Annotated in this window: 18 protein-coding genes and 2 pseudogenes; 8 read left to right on the forward strand and 12 right to left on the reverse strand. The window is 67.0% G+C overall.

The features are described 5' to 3' along the window. Window positions 1-9: 9 nt before the first annotated feature. Entirely contained in the window at window positions 10-477 is a 468-nt protein-coding gene (locus tag ACFVXE_RS22640; protein WP_389673508.1) for an SAM-dependent methyltransferase, read from the reverse strand. Window positions 478-861: 384 nt separating this feature from the next. Here ACFVXE_RS22640 and ACFVXE_RS22645 point away from each other — a divergent pair, with 384 nt between their 5' ends. Both ACFVXE_RS22645 and ACFVXE_RS22650 read left to right on the forward strand, forming a co-directional pair. Next, entirely contained in the window at window positions 862-1,689 is an 828-nt protein-coding gene (locus tag ACFVXE_RS22645) for a methyltransferase domain-containing protein (protein ID WP_389673585.1), read from the forward strand. Window positions 1,690-1,967: 278 nt separating this feature from the next. Further along, on the forward strand, window positions 1,968-3,281 hold the full coding sequence (locus ACFVXE_RS22650; RefSeq protein ID WP_389673510.1) for an MFS transporter: 1,314 nt from the start codon (window positions 1,968-1,970) through the stop codon (window positions 3,279-3,281). A gap of 415 nt (window positions 3,282-3,696) precedes the next feature. Here the strand turns inward: ACFVXE_RS22650 and ACFVXE_RS22655 are convergent, their stop codons facing one another. Both ACFVXE_RS22655 and ACFVXE_RS22660 read right to left on the reverse strand, forming a co-directional pair. After that, complete coding sequence (locus tag ACFVXE_RS22655; protein ID WP_389673512.1) at window positions 3,697-3,876, reverse strand: hypothetical protein; 180 nt, start codon at window positions 3,874-3,876, stop codon at window positions 3,697-3,699. 507 nt (window positions 3,877-4,383) lie between these two features. Further along, on the reverse strand, window positions 4,384-5,004 hold the full coding sequence (locus ACFVXE_RS22660; protein ID WP_389673513.1) for a CGNR zinc finger domain-containing protein: 621 nt from the start codon (window positions 5,002-5,004) through the stop codon (window positions 4,384-4,386). 490 nt (window positions 5,005-5,494) lie between these two features. Between ACFVXE_RS22660 and ACFVXE_RS22665 the strand changes: the two genes are divergently transcribed. Then, window positions 5,495-6,010 carry a hypothetical protein gene (locus ACFVXE_RS22665; RefSeq protein WP_389673515.1) on the forward strand — a complete coding sequence of 172 codons (516 nt, stop codon included), beginning with the start codon at window positions 5,495-5,497 and terminating at the stop codon, window positions 6,008-6,010. Between the two features lie 324 nt (window positions 6,011-6,334). On the opposite strand, the gene msrA is transcribed toward ACFVXE_RS22665, so the two are convergent. Further along, window positions 6,335-6,847: a peptide-methionine (S)-S-oxide reductase MsrA gene (gene msrA / locus ACFVXE_RS22670; RefSeq protein WP_389673516.1), complete on the reverse strand. Its 513-nt coding sequence runs from the start codon at window positions 6,845-6,847 to the stop codon at window positions 6,335-6,337. Between the two features lie 685 nt (window positions 6,848-7,532). After that, window positions 7,533-7,955 carry an organic hydroperoxide resistance protein gene (locus ACFVXE_RS22675; protein ID WP_389673517.1) on the reverse strand — a complete coding sequence of 141 codons (423 nt, stop codon included), beginning with the start codon at window positions 7,953-7,955 and terminating at the stop codon, window positions 7,533-7,535. A gap of 301 nt (window positions 7,956-8,256) precedes the next feature. Between ACFVXE_RS22675 and ACFVXE_RS22680 the strand changes: the two genes are divergently transcribed. Next, window positions 8,257-8,709 (forward strand): MarR family winged helix-turn-helix transcriptional regulator, encoded by a 453-nt coding sequence (locus ACFVXE_RS22680; protein WP_389673518.1) that lies wholly within the window; start codon window positions 8,257-8,259, stop codon window positions 8,707-8,709. A 486-nt stretch (window positions 8,710-9,195) separates the two neighbouring features. Here ACFVXE_RS22680 and ACFVXE_RS22685 read toward each other — a convergent pair whose 3' ends face one another. Then, window positions 9,196-10,200, reverse strand: coding sequence for a helix-turn-helix domain-containing protein (locus tag ACFVXE_RS22685; protein ID WP_389673520.1), 1,005 nt, complete (start codon window positions 10,198-10,200; stop codon window positions 9,196-9,198). A 647-nt stretch (window positions 10,201-10,847) separates the two neighbouring features. Here ACFVXE_RS22685 and ACFVXE_RS22690 point away from each other — a divergent pair. Both ACFVXE_RS22690 and ACFVXE_RS22695 read left to right on the forward strand, forming a co-directional pair. Further along, a pseudogene (locus ACFVXE_RS22690) lies at window positions 10,848-11,258 on the forward strand (NAD(P)H-dependent oxidoreductase); the annotation flags it as partial. A gap of 137 nt (window positions 11,259-11,395) precedes the next feature. After that, window positions 11,396-12,118, forward strand: a complete 723-nt coding sequence (locus tag ACFVXE_RS22695) for a DsbA family oxidoreductase (RefSeq protein WP_389673521.1) — start codon at window positions 11,396-11,398, stop codon at window positions 12,116-12,118. On the opposite strand, the pseudogene ACFVXE_RS22700 reads toward ACFVXE_RS22695, so the two are convergent. The 6 genes and pseudogenes from ACFVXE_RS22700 to ACFVXE_RS22725 all read right to left on the reverse strand — a co-directional run. Then, window positions 12,111-12,206, reverse strand: a pseudogene (locus ACFVXE_RS22700) (IS5/IS1182 family transposase); the annotation flags it as partial. The gene ACFVXE_RS22695 and the pseudogene ACFVXE_RS22700 overlap by 8 nt on opposite strands. A 22-nt stretch (window positions 12,207-12,228) precedes the next feature. Beyond that, window positions 12,229-12,624 carry a hypothetical protein gene (locus ACFVXE_RS22705; protein WP_389673523.1) on the reverse strand — a complete coding sequence of 132 codons (396 nt, stop codon included), beginning with the start codon at window positions 12,622-12,624 and terminating at the stop codon, window positions 12,229-12,231. A 181-nt stretch (window positions 12,625-12,805) separates the two neighbouring features. Next, complete coding sequence (locus ACFVXE_RS22710; RefSeq protein ID WP_389673525.1) at window positions 12,806-13,456, reverse strand: DsbA family protein; 651 nt, start codon at window positions 13,454-13,456, stop codon at window positions 12,806-12,808. 404 nt (window positions 13,457-13,860) lie between these two features. Further along, the gene (locus ACFVXE_RS22715) at window positions 13,861-14,574 is read right to left on the reverse strand and encodes an SDR family NAD(P)-dependent oxidoreductase (RefSeq protein ID WP_389673526.1); all 714 of its coding nucleotides are present in this window, start codon (window positions 14,572-14,574) and stop codon (window positions 13,861-13,863) included. Between the two features lie 540 nt (window positions 14,575-15,114). After that, window positions 15,115-15,408, reverse strand: a complete 294-nt coding sequence (locus ACFVXE_RS22720) for a muconolactone Delta-isomerase family protein (protein ID WP_389673528.1) — start codon at window positions 15,406-15,408, stop codon at window positions 15,115-15,117. 133 nt (window positions 15,409-15,541) lie between these two features. Further along, complete coding sequence (locus ACFVXE_RS22725; RefSeq protein WP_389673529.1) at window positions 15,542-15,922, reverse strand: nuclear transport factor 2 family protein; 381 nt, start codon at window positions 15,920-15,922, stop codon at window positions 15,542-15,544. A 330-nt stretch (window positions 15,923-16,252) separates the two neighbouring features. On the opposite strand from ACFVXE_RS22725, the gene ACFVXE_RS22730 reads away from it, so the two are divergent. Further along, window positions 16,253-16,870: a TetR/AcrR family transcriptional regulator gene (locus ACFVXE_RS22730; RefSeq protein ID WP_389673530.1), complete on the forward strand. Its 618-nt coding sequence runs from the start codon at window positions 16,253-16,255 to the stop codon at window positions 16,868-16,870. A gap of 908 nt (window positions 16,871-17,778) precedes the next feature. Then, window positions 17,779-18,795, forward strand: a complete 1,017-nt coding sequence (locus ACFVXE_RS22735) for an alcohol dehydrogenase catalytic domain-containing protein (RefSeq protein ID WP_389673531.1) — start codon at window positions 17,779-17,781, stop codon at window positions 18,793-18,795. Window positions 18,796-18,899: the final 104 nt, after the last annotated feature.

Below are 18,899 nucleotides of genomic sequence, written 5' to 3' on the forward strand. Positions count from 1 at the left end.
GAGGACCGTTTACGACTGGAAGTACTCCGCCATCAGGCTGCTGACCCAATCGGGCTGTTTGACACTCACCGCGCGGAACTCCGCCATCGTCGGCTTCAGGTCAATGACCGGGGTGCCCGAGACCGCGTCGAGGCCCACCACTGTCAGTTCCCGGCCGTGGACGGATTCGATGGCGCAGCACGTCACACCGATACGGTTCGGCCTGCGGGGGCCACGGCCTGCGAAGACACCAACGGGCGGGAGGTCGGAGCGGCCGCGATAGGGACGGGGCTCGCGATAGTCGTCGTGTTCCGGGAACTGGTCGAAGATGAAGAGAACCTCCACGTGGGAGAAGCCCTCCAGACCCTGCAGGCACGTCTCGCCGAAGCGCTCGTCGACGGTGATCGTGCTGCAGACGGCACCCCAGTTGTCCGTGTGCTGGACGTCCGTTCGGTTGTTCCGGACTGTACCTATCGATGTGACCTCGAAGCTTCGCATGACAAGGTTCTATCTCTCCGGGCAGCGTTGTGACCAGATGAAAACGGCCGCGCGACGGAGTCCGGCTCGGTGGGTGACGGCAAGTTGTCGCACCGTGTGGCCGGGCCGCACCACTGCTTGAAGCGGTGGATGCAGCGTTCGACGGTGTTGCGCCGCTTGTACACCTCGGCGTCGAAGCCGGGCGGGCGCCGCCGTCTGCGGCCAGGTGGACTTTTACTCAGGCAGCCTCGGGAACGCCCGACCGTGGCACCGGTCTTCGCCTTCGCCGAGGTCGCATTTCGATGGTGGGCTCAGAAGGCATCGAGTAGCGTCCGGACATTGATGACTGAATCCTGGGACACCATCGCCGACTGGTACGCAGAGCTGTTGCGATCTGGCTCGGCCATGCACGACTTCGCACGGGACATCCTTCTCGCCCGTCTCCCTGAGCCTCTTGCGGGCCAACGTGTCCTCGACCTCGGATGCGGTGAGGGAATCATCGCCCGCGCTGCGGCCGCCCGAGGAGCCGCAGTGGTCGGCATCGACTCGTCACCGCGAATGATCGAAAATGCGCGGAATGCCGAGAGGGGCCGGCCAAGCGGGATACGCTTCTCGGTCGACGACGGATGCACGCTCGCCACAATCGCCACCAACTCGGTCGAGTGGGTGACAGCTGGGCTCTCGCTGAACAACGTCCCCAACCTCGACGCCGCGCTCTCGGCTGTGCGCAGGGTTCTTGTCCCCGGAGGGCTCCTGGTCTTCACCATCCCGCATCCCTGTTTCGAGGCACCCCACGCCACCTGGACGGAGACCGAGAACGGGACCGTGCGCAGGGTCGTCGGCGACTATCCCACCGAGGGATTCTGGCGTTCCGAGAACCCAGAAGGCGCCCGTCGGGCGGGAAACCAGCACCGGAAACTATCCACCTATCTGACCACACTGATGCGGCAGGGCTTCAGGACCGAAGGCGTCGAGGAACCGGCACCAGATGCCATCGTCGCTGCCGCGCAGCCCCAGCGTGCTGGACTGCCTCCCTTCATGGTCTTCCGAGCTCGTAGCCCGGGGCCAATGCGGATCGAAGATCCATCTGATCACCGAGCGGACCGCTCGGCCCCCTCGCAACCGGGATCTGGGGTGCAGACGTGCACGCCGGCCAGGCCCTGCCCCTCTCGTGCACGGGATACCGCCGATCCGCTCCCACCGCAGACGTCTGCACCTCAGGTCAACAGCTGAGCCCCGTCAAGCATTCATCTGAGAGCGCTTCCAGGCTCTTGACGACGGGTCCGGCCCAGTATGGGATGTGGACCGTGTCTGCAAGCCGCTTTCGAGACCACTTCCCGGCGAGCGCCTTCGCTGACGCGCCGCAAGGGAGCGGGCAGCGCCCGTTCGACTGTTCTCGTCGCCTGGTCGTGGCTCGGCACGCATGATCGCTCCGGCGAAGGAAGGGACTCAGTGCTCATCAGGTCTGCACGGCGAGCGCTCTCACGATGCCTGAGTGTGGAGTTGCCCGCATGAGCGCAGAGTCAGGCCACGGTGCGAAGTCGTCCATCTGGCGCGAGCCCGGCCTCGCCCGATTGGTCGTCAGCATCTCGGTCAGTCAGCTCGGCACCGCAATAACCGGCGTCGCCCTGCCCATCTTTCTGCTGGGCCGGTTCGGTCTGGGCCTTGACTTCGGGCTCACGCTGGGGATTCGGCTGATCCCGAACATCCTGCTCGGCACGGTCGTATCCGAAGTGGTCCGACGCTGGGACCCTCGTGCCGTGTCCGTCCTGGCATCGGTCGCCAGTGCCCTCATCGCCGTCGTGATCCCGTTCACCGGCGCCCTGTGGCAGATCCAGGTCCTATCGTTTCTGATCGGTCTGACCACGATGTTCCTGGCCCCGGCCCGGCTCGCGCTGCGCACCAGGGTGACCCCGGACGGCAGAGAACTCGAGTCGAACGGGTTGATCGTCACGGCCCAGCGGGTGGCCTCACTGCTGGGCCCGGTGGTGGTCGGGCCGGTCCTCGCCTTCGGAAGCATCTCCGTGGCGTTCTTCGCCGAGGCAGCCACTGCCCTTCTCGCGGCGGGACTGCTGGCCGGGCCGTTTCCCGCCCCCAAGAGCGAGCCCACTACGGCGGTCGGCGCGGCGGTTCCCAGAATGCCGAAGTCTCCACTGAGGATCCCGCGCCGGCTGTTCCTGGACAATCCTCGGGAGCTTCTCACCATCATCCGTGGCGATGGGATGATCTTCGGCCTCACGCTCACGGCATTCACCTACGTCTTCGTCGTCGGCATGAACTCGGTCTTCGTTCCCGCGTTCGCTCGCATCCGGTTCCCGGAGATCGACGGAATGCTCGGGTATCTGATCGCCGCCATGGGCCTGGGCGGTGCTGCCGGCGGTATTTTGGCCGGGCGGCTCACACGGTTCAGTCCGGGCTCGATGTACATCCTCGGCAATGTGGCGGAAGCAGTGTGCTGGCTGCTTCTGCTCCTTGCCCACCAGCCGGCGCTCGCCATCGGTCTACTGGTTGCCGGCGGCATCCTGGAATCCCTGGCGACGACGGTCTACATGGCCGAGGTCCAGGCACGCTTCACGGAACGCGAGTTGACCCATTACTACTCGATGCTGCTGCCGACCAACGACATGTTCGTCCTGCTCGGGGCCACGGTGGCCGGCTTGCTGGTGGCACCGGGCCGGCTGGGTGTCTCCGCCGTTGTGCTCGCGGGTGTGATGGCGGTACCGATCCTGCTGCTGGCCCACAGTTTCTTCACCCCGCGGCCGGAGCGCATCACGACCACCGTCCGTACGGATGGGGCGGCGCCGGCCGCCGACGTCGCTGGTTGAGTCCGTTCCGGATGGCCTGGAAGGAAGGGGCGGCGGTGAGCCAATGGGGTCGGGTCACCGCCGCCGGTAGCGGCATCGGCTTCGCGGTCACTGAGCCTTCGCCGCCGCAGGAGAGCGGCTGCTCAGAAAAGATGAAGGAAGCAGCCCACTGCGATCGCACTCGCAGCCGACACGGACGTCAGCTGCAACAAGAGCTTCCGGGTCCTCATAAGGGTCTCCCTGGGAGGGGTGTGGATCGTTCGATCGGCTGGTCAGCACCGGGTGACGCCACGGGGAGGATCAATCCAGCCTCACCCCCTGTCCGCACGGCCAGGGGGCTTCGATTCGGATCGTGCCGGGCCCGATCCGAACGAAAGGCCCTGAGCGCTGTCCGAGGCGACCCTCGGACCAGGCACCCCTCAGGCCAGGCACCGGCTCACACGCCGCCCATGCGCAGAAGCCACCAGTCCGAGTTGAATGCGCCGCTCACCGAATCATGCGTCGCTGCCGGCCGCTCTTCGATCATGTCTTCCAACCGGATACGCTCCGGCAGTTGCGAGAACCGCAGGTGGCGCAGCGCCTGGGCGGTGTCGGTGTCCTTGCGTTCCTGTTCCATGTCAACGCCTCCTCAGTGCAGTGTGTCCACGAGCACTTGATGGCCGGCCACCCCGTCTGCTCGACAGGGCTGGAAGCGGGATGCCTCCTGGCAACTCCCCGGCTTGAGAGTGGCGCGGCGGCAACACCGCCCACGCTCTCAGTCCGGACACGCCAGTCCTCTTCGGCTGAAAAGTGGTACGTGAACGTCACCGGTCTAACGGATGACGATGCCCGCAAATTCCACCCGCACCAAGTCGTTTCCGTCGACTCATCACTGCCGCACCGCGAGGCAGCGGCAAAGTCGGCCTCCCGCGGAAACACGCCCCCGAACCACTGCCCCTTGCCCAGCGTCGGTTCGTGCAGATGCCGGCACGCAAGTCAGGTGGCGTGCGCTTCGAGGCGGCGGGTCGGCCACCCGGCCGGTACCGCGCGTGAGAAGACTGAGTCCCACTCCGCCCGTCCGCCAGCCCTGTTCACATCAGAAGACGTCCGCACGGCAGAACAACCGGGTCTCACGCGCGTGCGTCTATGCCTGCTGAGCCGCGCGCTTACGTGCGCGGTACGCCGCAGCCTTGATCTTGTTGCCGCACGGATCCATCTTGCACCACTCCCGGCGCGCGCCCCTGGAGCGGTCGATATAGGTCTGAGTGCAGTCGGGGTTCGCACATTCCTTGAGCAGCGGCACCTCCGGCCCGCCGAGGACTGCGACAGCGTCACGGGCGACGTGGGAAAACGCCTGCTCGATGGTGGCTTCGACCTGGCGACCGTCCGCCGTGAGCTGGGGAACAGGGGAAGGCAGGCGTGCCGCATCGTTCACCAGGCGCAGTGCCTCGTCGTCGTAGTTGTCTTCGGCGATCCTCGCGACGACCAGCCGGTAGATCGCCTCCCTCAGAGCCACCGCTCTACGGAGATCGGACGACCGGCAAACAATGTCACTCTCTGTGATTCCTGACTCACGGAACCAGAGGTTGAGGCTCTCCGTCGAGTCGAGCATCTCCCGGGGTTTCGGGCTACGCCGCACACGCAGCGTCCCCGCAAAGTCGAGTGCCGGGGCTCCGGCAGGGAAGGAATGTTTCACATCACTATTCTGACAGGTGACGTTTTCACGTGCAATATTCTGCCCGGAGGGGCGCCCGCGCCGCTTCACAGGGTTCCGGGCGGACGACAGTGACCGGCCACACCCTCAGCTCCGCCTCAGCCACCGAGGCAATGCGACCGCAACGGGTGCGCCACGTGTCGCGAGGACCCCACTCAGCCGAGACCCCCTGCACCGGCGTGAGCAGTTCGAGGGTCTCCACATGGCGCCGCGCCAGGGCGAGCCCGAACGTCGCCAGCCAGGCCTCCGACAGAGGCGCGCCGCACGAGCTGCCGCCCTCGACCCGTTCAAAGCGCAAGGGGCCGCCCAACCGCGCCGCCAAGGGTGGCAGACCGGCCTCCCCAAAGGCGTAGGTCTGCCAATTTCACCATCTTCGTCACCTGTTTGACAGGTGATTCCCCTCGTGTGAAAGTACGATTGAGAACCTTCGTAAGACGTTGTCCACGAGTCAATCGAAGCGGGGTCGACCTCAGGTTCAGGTCGAGGTTCCACATCCTTTCGCCGCCGCCGATTCGACACATCAACAGAACGGAGCGGCGAAGTGCCGAACACACTCAAGAAGAACAGGGTCCGATACCTGAGTGCAGTCATGGGTATGGCTGCAACGCTCTATGGCGGCGTCGCCCTTGCGCCGTTGGCGTCGGCCGACACACCCAGTTCCGTGAGCGCACCGGCCTCCGAGCATCACGCAGAAACTTTCGAGCTGGTCGGAAAGCAGACTTCGCTCGCAGAAGTCGATCTGGGAAAGCCAGGCATCAGCGCGGGTGACCAGCGTGTCATCCACGAAGACCTATACCGCGACGGCAAAAAGGTGGGTGACCACAGCGTGGTCTGCACCTACACCCAGGTCAGCCCGGCAGCTCTCCAGTGTCTGGGTACCTTCTCCCTCCCCGAGGGGCAGTTCGGCGCGCAGGCGCTGCTCCACCTGCCCGCCCCGGCGTTTGTCGACGTCGGCATCACCGGTGGCTCGGGCGCCTACAGCAATGCCCGGGGCTTTGTTCGTACCGTTCCCGCCGGCGACACGGAGCGCCACTTCACCGTCCACATGACGCGCTGACAGCCGCTTCCCGAAGTTCCCTGCTCCCTTCACCGAGAGCGCCTCGGGCCGACCGGGCTCGGTCTGACACCTCTCCCACCTCTCCGGCAACGCAGCGCGACCGTGCGCGCCACCGCTGGACCGGCCACCACTATCGTCACGACACCGACAGAGGAGTGATCAGGCGGACGGTTTCGCCGGCAGGACCATGACCGGCGCTCCGCATGGTTGGGTCGGAGGCCCGCAAGGCTCGCCCGGGACAGGACCTGAGCGTCCCGTGACGACGCAGGCCTCCCTACGAGGAGTTCCGTAGGGAGGCCTGCGGTCATTCGGAGCAGCCTCGAATCAGACTTCTCCGCGCTTCGGCAGTCGCCAGTTCGGGCGCGGGAAGTGGCAGGTGTAACCCTCCGGATAGCGTTCCAGGTAATCCTGATGCTCCGGCTCCGCCTCCCAGAACTCACCGGCCGGAACGACTTCGGTCACGACCTTGCCCGGCCACAGACCCGATGCGTCGACATCGTCGATCGTCTCCTGGGCGATGCGCCGTTGATCGTCGTCGAGGTAGAAGACGGCGGAGCGGTAACTGGCGCCGATGTCATTGCCCTGCCGGTTCTTCGTGGAGGGGTCATGGATCTGGAAAAAGTACTCGAGGATGGTGCGGTAGTCGGTTACGGCGGGATCGAAGACGATCTCGATCGACTCCGCATGACTCCCGTGCTCGCGGTAGGTCGGATGGGCCGTACTGCCGCCGCTGTATCCGGTCCTCGTGCTCAGGACACCTGGGAGCTTCCGAATCAGGTCCTGCATACCCCAGAAACAACCACCCGCCAGCCAGGCCTTCTGCTGAATTTCACTCACAACCTGTTCATCCTTCTCTTCGTCTGAAACGAACTCGGGAACGGGCGGCTGCCCGCTCGGTGGAGATCAGCAGGGTCACGGTCGGACCTCGATGTACCTCAGGCCCGAGGCGCCCCGCCATCGTGTGATGCGGCATCCGCTACCCATGATGCGTCGGCCGCGTACACACGCACGTGAAGGCTCCGGTACCGGGCCCGTACCCCGACATCACCGATGACTCCACCCACGACAACACCACGGACGAGTCCGGCCATCCCGCACGGGAGACCGGGCAGTCCGGGGTGCATCCGGGATGCTTCATGGAACCCGTCGTACAGCGCCAGTCTGTCGGACGGCAGATGCTGATCTACGGGGCGGGGTGTGCCCAGGTCCCGTCGGTCGGTCTTCGCGGATCGGCGCGCGGCGTCCGCTGCGGTGCATCGCAAGTCCGAGGATCGTCCTCGCACTGGAGGTACTCGGGCGCCTCCGACAACACGTCAAGGCGCTGCGCCAGGCGCCGCTGGCCCGCGAGGATCGACCGCACAGGACCCGGTGGAGGTGACATGCCGCGCCTGCCGATCCGGAACGTTCGCGTGAGCGGGTACGGAGATTCCATGGGGTCGCAGGTCCCGCGCCCGGACGACGTGAACAAGTGCGGGACCTGCGGTTCGGGTGGGCCGGTCGGATCCGGCCGGTTCGCGGTGGGTCAGACGGCGACGGCGTTGATGGTGACGGGGACGTTGCCGCGGACGGCCTTGGAGTAGGGGCAGATCTGGTGCGCGGCCTCGGCGAGCTCGCGCGCCTCGTCCTGGGTCACGCCCCCGACCTGGAGGTTGAGGACCGCGGCGAGGGAGTAGCCGTCGCTGCCGTGGTGCAGGCTCATCTCGGTGTCGATCTCGGTGCTGGTCAGCCGGATCTTGCGCTCGGCTGCGGCAACCCGGACCGCGCCCAGGTAGCAGGCAGCCCAGCCTGCGGCGAAGAGCTGCTCGGGATTGGTGGCCGTCCCTGCCCCACCGAGCTCCTTCGGCAGCGACAGGTCGGTCTCGAGCAGACCGTCGTCGGACTGGGCGTGGCCTCCGTTGCGACCTTCGCCGGTGACCTTGACAACGGCTGTATAGCGGTGCGACATGGCATTCCTCTTCGAGTGGGGGCGTTACGGATTCCGTAAGTCGACGGAACTTCGCAGCGGGAAGACAGAGCGTCACCCGCTCAAGCGGTGACTTGATACTCAGAGTCGCATCATCACCCGTCAAGCAGGTGACGCATGAAGGTCGCGCACCTCACACCGACCACCCGGACCCGCCCCACCCCCAAGCCACCTCGAATACCTGAAATCCCACGGCGGGACCGGTCGCCGTGCAGGGACACGGGCACTCCCGCCACTTCAGCGCATATACTCTTATCGTGTCAGGGAAGCTCTGGAGGAGATCATGGCCGATACGCAGACGGACCTCGTCGCCACCTGCAACAACCTCGCCCTGCGCAAGGCGGCCCGGTACCTGAGTGCCACGTACGACAAGGCCCTGGCCCCGACAGGGCTCCGGGCAACACAGTTCAGCATCCTGCAGAAGCTGAGCACCTGCGAGGAAGCAACCATCACCACCCTCGCCGAGCTGATCGCCATGGACCGCACCACCCTGGCCACCAACCTCAAGCCACTCGCCCGCGAGGGCCTGGTCACCGTCGAACCGTCGCCCACCGACCGCCGCGCACGGATCGTCACCATCACCCCGGACGGCCTCGCCCGGATGAAAACCGCACTCCCCCTCTGGCGCACCGTACAAGCCCAGTTCGAGGAGAACTTCGGCACCGAGAAGGCCGCCAGCCTCCGCGCATCGCTCGAAGACGTGCTCCACACCGGCTTCCAACCCTGGGCCGAGTGAGACAGGGCGCGGCGCTTGGCGACGACGTGGCAGGAGGTTGTCGCTGCTGTCCCAGCGTGACGGCGAATACCGACCTCGCGCCCCTTCCGTCTCCGGATCTGAAGTGCCTTTCCGCACAGGAAGGTTCCCCGTCGGGCGGCGCGGGGCGTACGGGCGCTCTCACATACACACGAAACCTTCGCGGCCACTGTTGACGAGGGCTCCCGGCGAGCCGGCGGAGTGGCGAAGGCCCTCCGGTCGGCGCGATGGAGCGGCCGTCGCGCAGACGACGCACAGCGCTCCGGGCCGGCGCGACCTGGCCCAACAGCTTGCTCCGCATCCCGGACGCAATGCCTGAGGCGAGGGTGTGGAGGCTGTCGCGCCGGACGGCTTCCGGCCACTGCGGCAGCAGTCCACCTTTGCGCTCGGTGTACATCTCCGCAAGGATCGCGCACTCACGCTGCCTCGCCTCAGCACCGTCAGGGGCCCTCGTGTGCTCCGTCTTCGCTACAGCCAGCCGCGGCGGGCCGCCTGCCAGGCGAGCTGCATACGAGTGGCAGCGCCGGCGAGGGCCATCATGTGCTGGATGTGACGCTGGACGGTCCGGCGGCTCAGCCCCATCTGACTTGCTATGGCTTTGTCGGCAACACCCGCCACGAGGAGCGAGAGCAATCTGCGGTCGGTCTCCCCCAGGACGTCCTCGTTGTGGGCACTGCCGTCGGCGCCGTCGACGGCTCCGGAGTCGCTGACGTGCAGCGGCACCGCGTCCTCCCAGTAACGTTCGAAGAGGGCGATCAGCGCCTCCAGGAGACTGCTGTCGCGCAGGAGTGCCGCTGTGGGTTCATTCGGGCTGCCGTAAGGGCCGCCGGGCACCAGGGGGCAGATGGCGATGGCCCGGTCCGCGACGGCGAGCCGGAGGGGCAGATGGGGGACGGAGCGGGCGACCTCACCCGCCCGGACACCTTCGATGACGTTGTCCACGGCGCCGTCGTCGTCGAAGAACGCCTGCTCGTAGACGACGCGGTAGCGGACCCCGCGGGCCAATGCTTCGAACTCGGCCCGATTGCTCTCCGAGGACATGGCGACGTACTGCGCCTTGCAGAACCACAGCATCTCGTGGCGTGTGTTGTCCTGTAGTTGGCGCAGGCGCTGACGCAGGGCTTCGGCACCGGTGATGACCTCGATGAGCTGGTCGGCATCCTGGCGACGGCGGGTACTGCGGTAGCTCTCCAACAGATCAGTGACCGCGGCGCGGGCCTGGTCGATGGCGTCGGCGTTGCGTTGCAGGCGCGGCAGCAGAGCCACGTCGGGAGGGGCCGCGGTGAACTGGCGGGGCTGGCGGTCGGTGGGAGTGGCGAGACCCTTCGTGGCGAGCGCCGCGAGGATACCTTCGGCCTGACCGGGTGCGAGCCCTGTCTGCGAGGCGATCTCGTCGGCCGAGGCCGTGGCGTTGGTGATCAGAAGCCGGTAGACGGTCTCCTCGACCGCTGTGAGGCCAGCAGCCTCGAGCATGCCGCGTCCCTCCTGGCCTGAACGGGTTTCGTGCAGGCAATGGACAACACAGATGATTGAAAATTGGACTATACCTGAGCGCCCTGCACCCCGCGCGGCGGATCCGCCCGACCCGAGCACCGTCCTCCAACAGCCCGGCGTCGGACGGCGGCACCTCCGCGCCGCACCGCTCCGACATCCTTACGGAGAGGTCTTCACGACCGATTCCGGATTGCGCCGATGCCGCACGTCAGGTTTCCCAGTCACCGGCCACAGGTCACCGGCCACCGGCCACCGGGATTGAACGACACAGGAGCCGCCACGCGTGTCAGCCCTGGCGACGCCGTCGTCGATCGACGGATCGATTCCATCAACCATGCACCTTCCATACAGCGTGAAGCCTCTTGCTGCACGACAGAATCCGCCGACATCACCGGCCGTGTCACTGACGCCAGGTGTCACAGGTGCGACATGTCCCAACGGCGACAGCCGCGCGGCAAGACACCGTCTCGCGGCGCAACCCACCTCGGGATCCCGACCCCAACGGCCTGCCGTCCGCAATCACCCCCACCGGACGGTCGGATCCCGCGAGCCACGCACACCTTTGACAGTTCCGGACCGGTCGCCCACTTAACTAGGCAACCGGTCTACTAAACCTCGATGCCGGGATTGGGACCGGAGCGGAGGTCCGCCTGCTCAAGGCCGCCGAGCTGGCCCCGCAGGCCGCCATCGACGCCAACCCCGCATGGGCCGCCAACAACACCGCCACCGCACACACCCCGGTGGCCACCCCCGAGGACATCGAGTGGGCCGACGCCGTGATCGTCGGTACGCCCACCCGCTTCGGAAACGTTTCCTCGCAGCTCAAGCAGTTCATCGACACCCTCGGTGGCCTGTGGGCCCAGGGCAAACTGGCCGGCAAGGTCTACAGCGGCTTCATCTCCACCGCCACCCCGCACGCCGGCCAGGAATCCACCCTGCTTGCCCTCTACAACTCCGTCCATCACTTCGGCGGCATCATTGTCGCGCCCGGATTCACCGATCCGTCCAAGGGATCTGCCGGCTCCGGCCTGGGGACGCTCGCGTGCATGCGCCGAACCGGGGGACGTGAGCGTCGTCGGGACATGACCCGCCCGGGCCCTGATCGGCCTCACGCCGTCGCGGGCCCCCAACGCCCGTACGCTCCCCCACAATCCGACCCTGGAGATACCCACACATGCGCGTCGAGATCTGGCCCGATATTGCCTGCCCCTGGTGCTACATCGGCAAGGCACGTTTCGAGCGGGCACTCTCGACCTTCGAGCACCGCGACCACATCGAGGTGACGTACCGCTCGTTCGAACTGAATCCGAGCGCCGAGAACGGCACCACGCCGATCATCGACGCCGTAGCCGCCCAGTACGGCCGGACCCGCGAGCAGCAGATCGCGAGAGAGGAGTACGCCGCGTCCGAGGCGCGCTCCGAAGGACTCGGTTTCCGGATCGGCGGACGCGTCCACGGCAACACCTTCGAACTCCACCGTCTTCTGCACTTCGCCAGGACCTGCAACCTCCAGGTCGAGCTGATGGATCTCGCCTACCAGGTCAACTTCGCAGATGAGCGCTCGATCTACGACCAGGAGACCTTGGTGAACATGGCGGTCGAGGTGGGGCTGCACGAGGCAGCGGTCCGCCAGGTGCTCGCCGACGGCGACGCGTATGCGGATGAGGTACGGGCCGACGAGCGGCGGGCCGCTGAACTGGGTGCAGGTGGTGTGCCGTTCTTCGTACTGGACGGGCAGTACGGCGTGTCCGGTCTTCAGTCCGTCGACGTGTTCACCCAGGCGCTGGAACAGGCATGGCAGAATCGTTCGACGGCGGACTGGTCTGCTTCGACGCCTCCCGTGGAAAGCTGCTGCCGGCATGGGCACTTGTCTTCAGAGTGCGGCGGAGGCAGATGATGCAGCATGCGAGCTCCAGCAGGGCCCGGTGGAGCTCGGCTCGGCGTTCGTAGCGGGTGCGGAGCCGTTTGAACCGGTGGAGCCAGGCGGTCGAGTCGGCCGCCCCTGAATCACAGCAGGTAAGGCCACAGGCTGACGCTGTTCCGCTCCACACGGACCTCGACCCACGTTCCATCGCTTGGAATCGGCGGCGGGTCGGCGAGGTCGAACAGGATCTGGGCGTCGGCCACTTCCAGGACGGCCCCGCCATCGCCCGTGAGACTCAGTCGACCCCGGAAGACAACCTGACCGCCGTCCTCGCCCAACGCGGGAGAGGACACAGTGGCTGGCCGCGTGTTGCCGTCCCAGGACACGTCTTCATCGACGGTCCACTCCACATGATGCTCACGACCCACTTCTGTCGGATCGCCGCACCAGAACGCCGCGGCGGTACCCACCCCCGAGCGCACCCGGACCGTAACAGGCCCGCCGGGGGCCGCTCGCACTGCTTCCACCTGGACCAACATCCGGTAATCATCCACGGCAGCGCGGCGTTACCAAACACTCCTGCCAGGACAAAACGATCTTTGAGGAGGCCGTCCTTGTTGAGCGAGAGACCAGACGACGGCCCGGTCCGCCGTTTCGTGCGGCACCTGGACCACCGAGCCATCGGCCTCCACATCGGACCCGCCCACGCCAGGCCTCGGGTCAGTCGAAGAGAGGGCCGACGGTGCGACTGCGCTTGATTTCGTAGAAGCCCGGGGTGGAAGCGACGACAAGGGTGGCATCCCACAGTCGCCCGGCCTGCTCACCCTTGGGAGCGGGCGAGACGACCGGGCCGAAGAACGCGACCTGACCGGCATCGGTGCCACCGCCCGGACCCGGTACCGCGATGACGGGGCTGCCGACTTCTTCACCGACAAGCGCGATGCCCTTCTGGTGCGAGGCCCGCAGCGCCTCGTCGTAAGCCTCCGTGTCCCCGGCGTCGGCAAGGTCCACGGGGAGTCCGACATCTCGCAGTGCGGCTTCGATGGTGGTCCGCGTCCGGGGCTGCTGCTGCAGATGAAATCGAGTGCCGAGCGCGGTGTAGAGCGGCTCCAGCACGTCGGGGCCGTGAACCTGCGAGGCCGCGGTCATGACACGAACGGGGGCCCACGCCTCCCCCATCAGCACACGGATACGTTCGGGCAGTGTGTCGAGACGGCCTTCGTTGAGTACGGCCAGGCTCATCACGTGCCAGGTGGTGGTGACGGGCCGGACTGTTTCCACCTCCAGCATCCAGCGAGAGGTCAGCCAGGTCCAGGGGCACACGGGATCGAACCAGAAGTCGACGGGGGTGCTGGTACGGGAGTCGTTCACGAGATGGTCCAAGCGTGGTCGCGGCGCCCGCGGGACGGGCCTGGCATGGTTCAGCGATCAATCGGAAATCGGGGTGGACCCCGTCACGGCGGCCCCCATGGTGAGGACGGCAATCAACTGCTCGTACCGCCTGTTCCACCAGACGCTGGGCGTCGGTGCCGAACACGAAGTGGACCGGCGGGTCATCGGCATCGAGCCCCTGCGGCAGGATCTTGGCGCGACACCGCGTCACGACTCGCCCCACCGGGAAGTCGGCGGTCTGCCGATGCCGACCTTCTCCCGTCGTGCCCACTCATGTGTCACGCCGACGGGCCCCTGCCTCAAGCCCCGACACACCGGCGCGCCGCCACATTGCGGCTACCTGGACGGGGCCTCTGCCCCCAGGGACAGCAGGGGGCCGCGGCTCAGCGGCCGGCGCTCTGGCCCCCGTCGACGGGGAGAATGGCACCGGTGACGAACGGAGCCTTCTCGAGGTAGATCACCGCGTCGACGATGTCGCTCACCTCGCCCATCCGGCCGACCGGGTGCAGGGCACCGAGCATCTCGTGGGTTTCCTCGGGATGCATGGGGGTCTTGATGGTGCCCAGGGCTACGGCGTTGCTGCGGATGCCACGGGTGGCGTACTCAATGGCGAGAGCCTTGGTGGCGGACTGCAGGCCGCCCTTGGTCAACGAGGCGAGCACGGAGGTCACATGGGAGTCGGCCTGATCGGCCAGGCTGCTCGTGATCTGCACAACGTGACCGCCGCCCTGCACGAGCATGCGCTCGACCGCGAGCTGGGTGACCCGGAAGAAGCCGTCCACGTTCACGCCGAGCACCGCGTCGTAGTCGTCCTCGGTGTACTCGGTGAACGGCTTCGCGATGAAGATCCCGGCGTTGTTGACCAGCGTGTCGATGCGGCCGAATCGCTCCACGGCTGCAGCGACGACGCGCTCGGCGGTGGCACGGTCGGCTATGTCCCCCCGGACCGTGACGACGTCCGGGTCCTGAGACTCGGCGATGCTGCGCGAGGTGGCGACGACGGCGTAGCCCAGCTTGCGGTATCCGGCGACCAGGCCGGCTCCAATGCCTTGCGAGGCTCCGGTGATGACCGCGACCTTCTGACCCTGACTGCTCATGTCCTTCTCCAAAGGGGTGGGGGGTGGTGAGTGCGGGACCGATACTGGCCGACCGGTCGACTATTAAAGTAGACGACCGGTCGAGAAACGTCAAAGAACTTGCTTCCATCGCAGCCGGCGCAGGCCCACACCAACGACCCCGCATGCCCCTGCGCGCGCCCTCGTCACCGGGTTCGGCCGGGCAGGGAGGGGTGCGACAGTCGCGCAGCCGGCGCCGGCCCGAGAACGCCTACGACCACACCACGGAAGCCTCGCCTGCTCCTCCACGAGACCGAACCGGGACAGCCGGCCAGGTCGACACAGCCACCGGGTGGGACACCGGGGCGCGGGAGCAGGCGAGGCGAGCCGGGGCGCCTACCGCACCCGCCGGAGACCGAAGCGTCGGCCCCCACGGCGTTGCGGCATGCGCCCACGGCATCTCGGCGACGCTCGTGGTGCCCACAGGGCGGGGAGCCGCCCCAACGGATGCCGGACGGACGGCTTCGCGCGCGACGCGCCACTCGACGAGGCGGGCTCAGGGGTTGGCGTGCCGAGCGCAGGTCAGACGACGCAACCCGGGTCGTTGGGATGCGGCCGGACGGCGGTGACGGTCGGAGTCATCCACGGCCACAGAGGGAGCGTGCCGAGCACCTTCTCGTACAGCTCCGCCTCGTCGGCAGCTCGCCAGAGGCCGATGCTGCGCAGTTCGCCCACCGGACGCCACAGTCTGACCAGGTGGCCGGCGGCGGCCAACTCCCCGGCACGGACAGCTTCGGCTGCGCGGCGCCGGTCGACCTCAGCCGGGTCGGCGTCTTCGGGGACGGCCGTGGTGAGCTCGACCAGGTATTCCTTCACGGTCTTTACCTCTCCGTACAGGGCATGGGGACTTCGGCGGGGCCGCGAACGCGTTGCGCGATCGACGCTTCTCCCCGCCGCCGGGACCGCCTCGCGGCGCCGTCGGCAAGGCAGACGTGGAATCGCGCAGGTCTCAGCGATCGACGGCGGTCCGGGAGACGTGGTACTGACGGATTCGCCAACGGCCGCACTCGCTCCGGAGGACCAGCGACAGATGCACAGGGGCCTCCCAACCTGTCGGATCCCGGAACGTGACGTCGGCGAAGCCGCCGGCCACTTCCTCACCGATCCGATAGCTGTGGACGTCCCCAAGATGGGCACTGCGGGAGTCCGGAACGGCCTCGTAATATCCGCGCACCGCCTCCCGGCCCGAGATGACCTCGGGCCCGAACCCTTGGAAGAGGGTGTCGGACGTGAACAGGTCAGCCATGTCGTCGGCCCGGTGGCCGTCGAAGGCGGCCTTCCAACGCCTCAGCACCTCGCGCATCGGGTCGTTCGCTTCGTGAGTACTCATGATGTCAACGCTCCTGGGGACGAAAGGACGGAAGGGATCGGCAGCACCCCTCCACGGGTGGACGCTGCCTGGAAAACGGAGGAACCACACCAGCAGGTCGGCACGGCGGCAGGACTTGGCCACGGCCACGTCCACCGCACCGAAGGCGCGGGCCCGTCGGCGGTATCGGGTCCCGGGCGCCGGGTCGCGCCTCGGACGTCGATCACCGGGCGGCCCGGCCATCGGGCGCGAACGATTTCGACCACACCCGACACCTCTTCGACGGGTGGCTCCGCGAGAACTAGCCGACCGGTCTAGTACACCGTAGTCGAGCGGTCGTATACTGGCAACATGGGACGTACCAGTGATGCCAAAGAGAAGATCCTCAGCGCTGCACATTCGCTCATCGAGCTGCGTGGCTACTCGGCTCTGGGCGTGGCCGAGATCTGCAAGACAGCCGGCGTACCCAAGGGCAGCTTCTACTACTTCTTCGAGTCCAAGGAAGCTCTCGCCCTGGCCGTGATCGACGAACAGTGGGCCGTCCAGCAGCGCGACTGGACCCGCATCCTGAACAGCGACGTGGAACCACTGCAACGATTGCGCCAGCTGTTCGAGGAGACGGAAGCCGATCAGCGGGCCGGTCAGCAGAGCTGCGGGACCGTTTCAGGCTGCCTGTTCGGGAATCTCACCCTGGAGATGAGCAACCAGACGGAAGCCGTCCGCGAGCACCTGAAAAAGATCTTCGAGGCCCAGGTCGAGATGGTCGATTCGGTCATCGCCGAGGCCCGCGAGCGTGGCGAGGTCACCGTGACCGACACCCGCGAGGCCGCCCGCTCCGTGGTCGCACAGCTTGAGGGCCAGGTCCTGTTCGCCAAGCTCTACAACAACACTTCCCAGCTCAGCGCCCTCTGGACGAACTGCCTGGCACTGCTGGGCAGCCGGACGCCACAGGCATCGACCAACGCCTGAGGGTCGAACTCGCCAAATCGACCCCCGGCCGCACACGCCGCGTGGCACTCCCCCACCAGCCGCCACAGGGAGGCCACGATCGAGCCGAACGGTCAGCACCCGGCTTTCGCAAGGAGGCGCCGCAGGTGCACCCGTGGGCCCGCGCGAGTCCACGGCCTGCCGCACCGAAGCCAACTCGCAGGCCGTGAACGTTCGGACCCCCTCCCGGACCGACGGACGGCTCATCCCGGCGAAACCGGCCGCTCCGATTCCGCGGACCGAGACCCGAGTCACAGCAATGCGGCACAATAGGAGCATATACTCTCAATTGAAGAATCCGCCGCGCTGACGAGTGGGCCGCCTCCGCGGCGGAGTCATGTCGGCCGGCCACATGCCCGAGGAGACATCTCGCAGATCAAGAAGAAATCCGCCATGAGTGATCTCGTCACCACTGCCATCGAGGCGCACGGCGGCCTGGACCGCTACAACCGGTTCAGCTCGGCGACCGTGCATCACCGGGTCGGGGGGTTCGCCGTGGAAGCCGAAGGGCCGAGATCGCGCCCACGCCGCGGATCCATAAGTACGCTTCGCGCGGCGATCCGCATCGAGACTCCAACCCCGTTCATCGGATGGCTTGTTGCAAAGTCGTCAGCGGTGCCGCGTTTCACATCACAACGAGCACAGGGCTGGTCGAGCGCTGCCCCGACGCCCGTGCCGGGCCGGCCGCCACGTCGCACGCGGTACGCCGCGAGGCGGAGCGACGTCCTCACAGCTGCGGTTCGGCAAGCGTTTGACACTTTTAAGACGACCGACCATATTGAAATGACAGAGCGAGCCATGCAGCGCTCCGAGGTGCCACGAGTGAGGCAGGCCGACTCCTGCCACGCCAAGGCCCAGCCACCAGCACGCTTCACTGTTCGAGGAGAGCCATGTCCACTTATCGCGCATTCGAGGTCACAAGGGCGCGGAACTTCGAGCTGGTCACCCGGGAGCTCCTCATGCCGCCTGCCGGGCATGTGAGGCTGAAGGTGGAGAGTTGCGGGGTCTGCCACTCCGACGCTCTTGCCGTGGAGGGCCTGCGGGCCGACCCCTCTCAGCCGATCGTTCCCGGCCACGAGGTCGTCGGCGTCATCGACGCCATCGGCGAGGGAGTGCACGCCTGGCGCATCGGGGACCGGGTGGGCGTGGGATTCCTGAACGGCCACTGCGGTGAATGCACACCCTGCCGACGCGGAGATTTCGTCAATTGCACCGACCAGCCCCAGACCGGGACGACCACGGACGGCGGATACGCGGAGGTGCTCATCGCCCGCAGCAGCGGCCTGGTACGCGTACCGGACGACATGTCCTCCGTCGACGCCGCCCCGCTGCTCTGCGCGGGATTGACCACCTTCAGCGCTCTGCGCCGCCTCGATGCCCGCCCGGGCGCCCTCGTCGCGATCCAGGGCATCGGGGGCCTCGGGCATCTCGGCCTGCAGTACGCCGCCCGGCTCGGCTACCGTGTCGCGGCCGTCGCCCGGGGCAGCGAGAAGGAAGCGCTCGCCATGAAGCTGGGCGCGAGCCACTACATCGACAGCTCGGCGGAGGACCCCGGTGCCGCTCTGCAGAAACTGGGCGGCGCCGATGCCATCATCGCCACCGCGGCAAGCGGCGCCTCGATGACACCGCTGATCCCGGGCCTTGCCCCGCGGGGGCACATGGTGGTGGTCGGTGTCGCTCCGGATCCCGTCTCCGTCGCCACGACGGACCTGATCCTCGGCACGCGCACCATCAGTGGGAGCCTCACGGGCTCCTCCATCGAGAACGAGGACAACCTCGCCTTCAGCGACCGCTTCGGTATCCGGCCGATGGTGGAGGCCATGCCCCTGACGCGGGCACCCGAGGCGTACGAGCGGATGATGTCCGGCCGGGCACGCTTCCGCGTTGTGTTGGACATGACCGCCTGAGGCCGCGACAGGGGCACTCCCTAGCCGGATGCCCCACCGGACATGCCCGCCCTGCCGCATGCGGCAGGGCGTTCCGGTCAGTGAACAAACCGCCGTGCGTCATT

The sequence above is a fragment of the Streptomyces sp. NPDC058231 genome (assembly GCF_042882275.1).
Classification (GTDB): Bacteria; Actinomycetota; Actinomycetes; order Streptomycetales; family Streptomycetaceae; genus Streptomyces.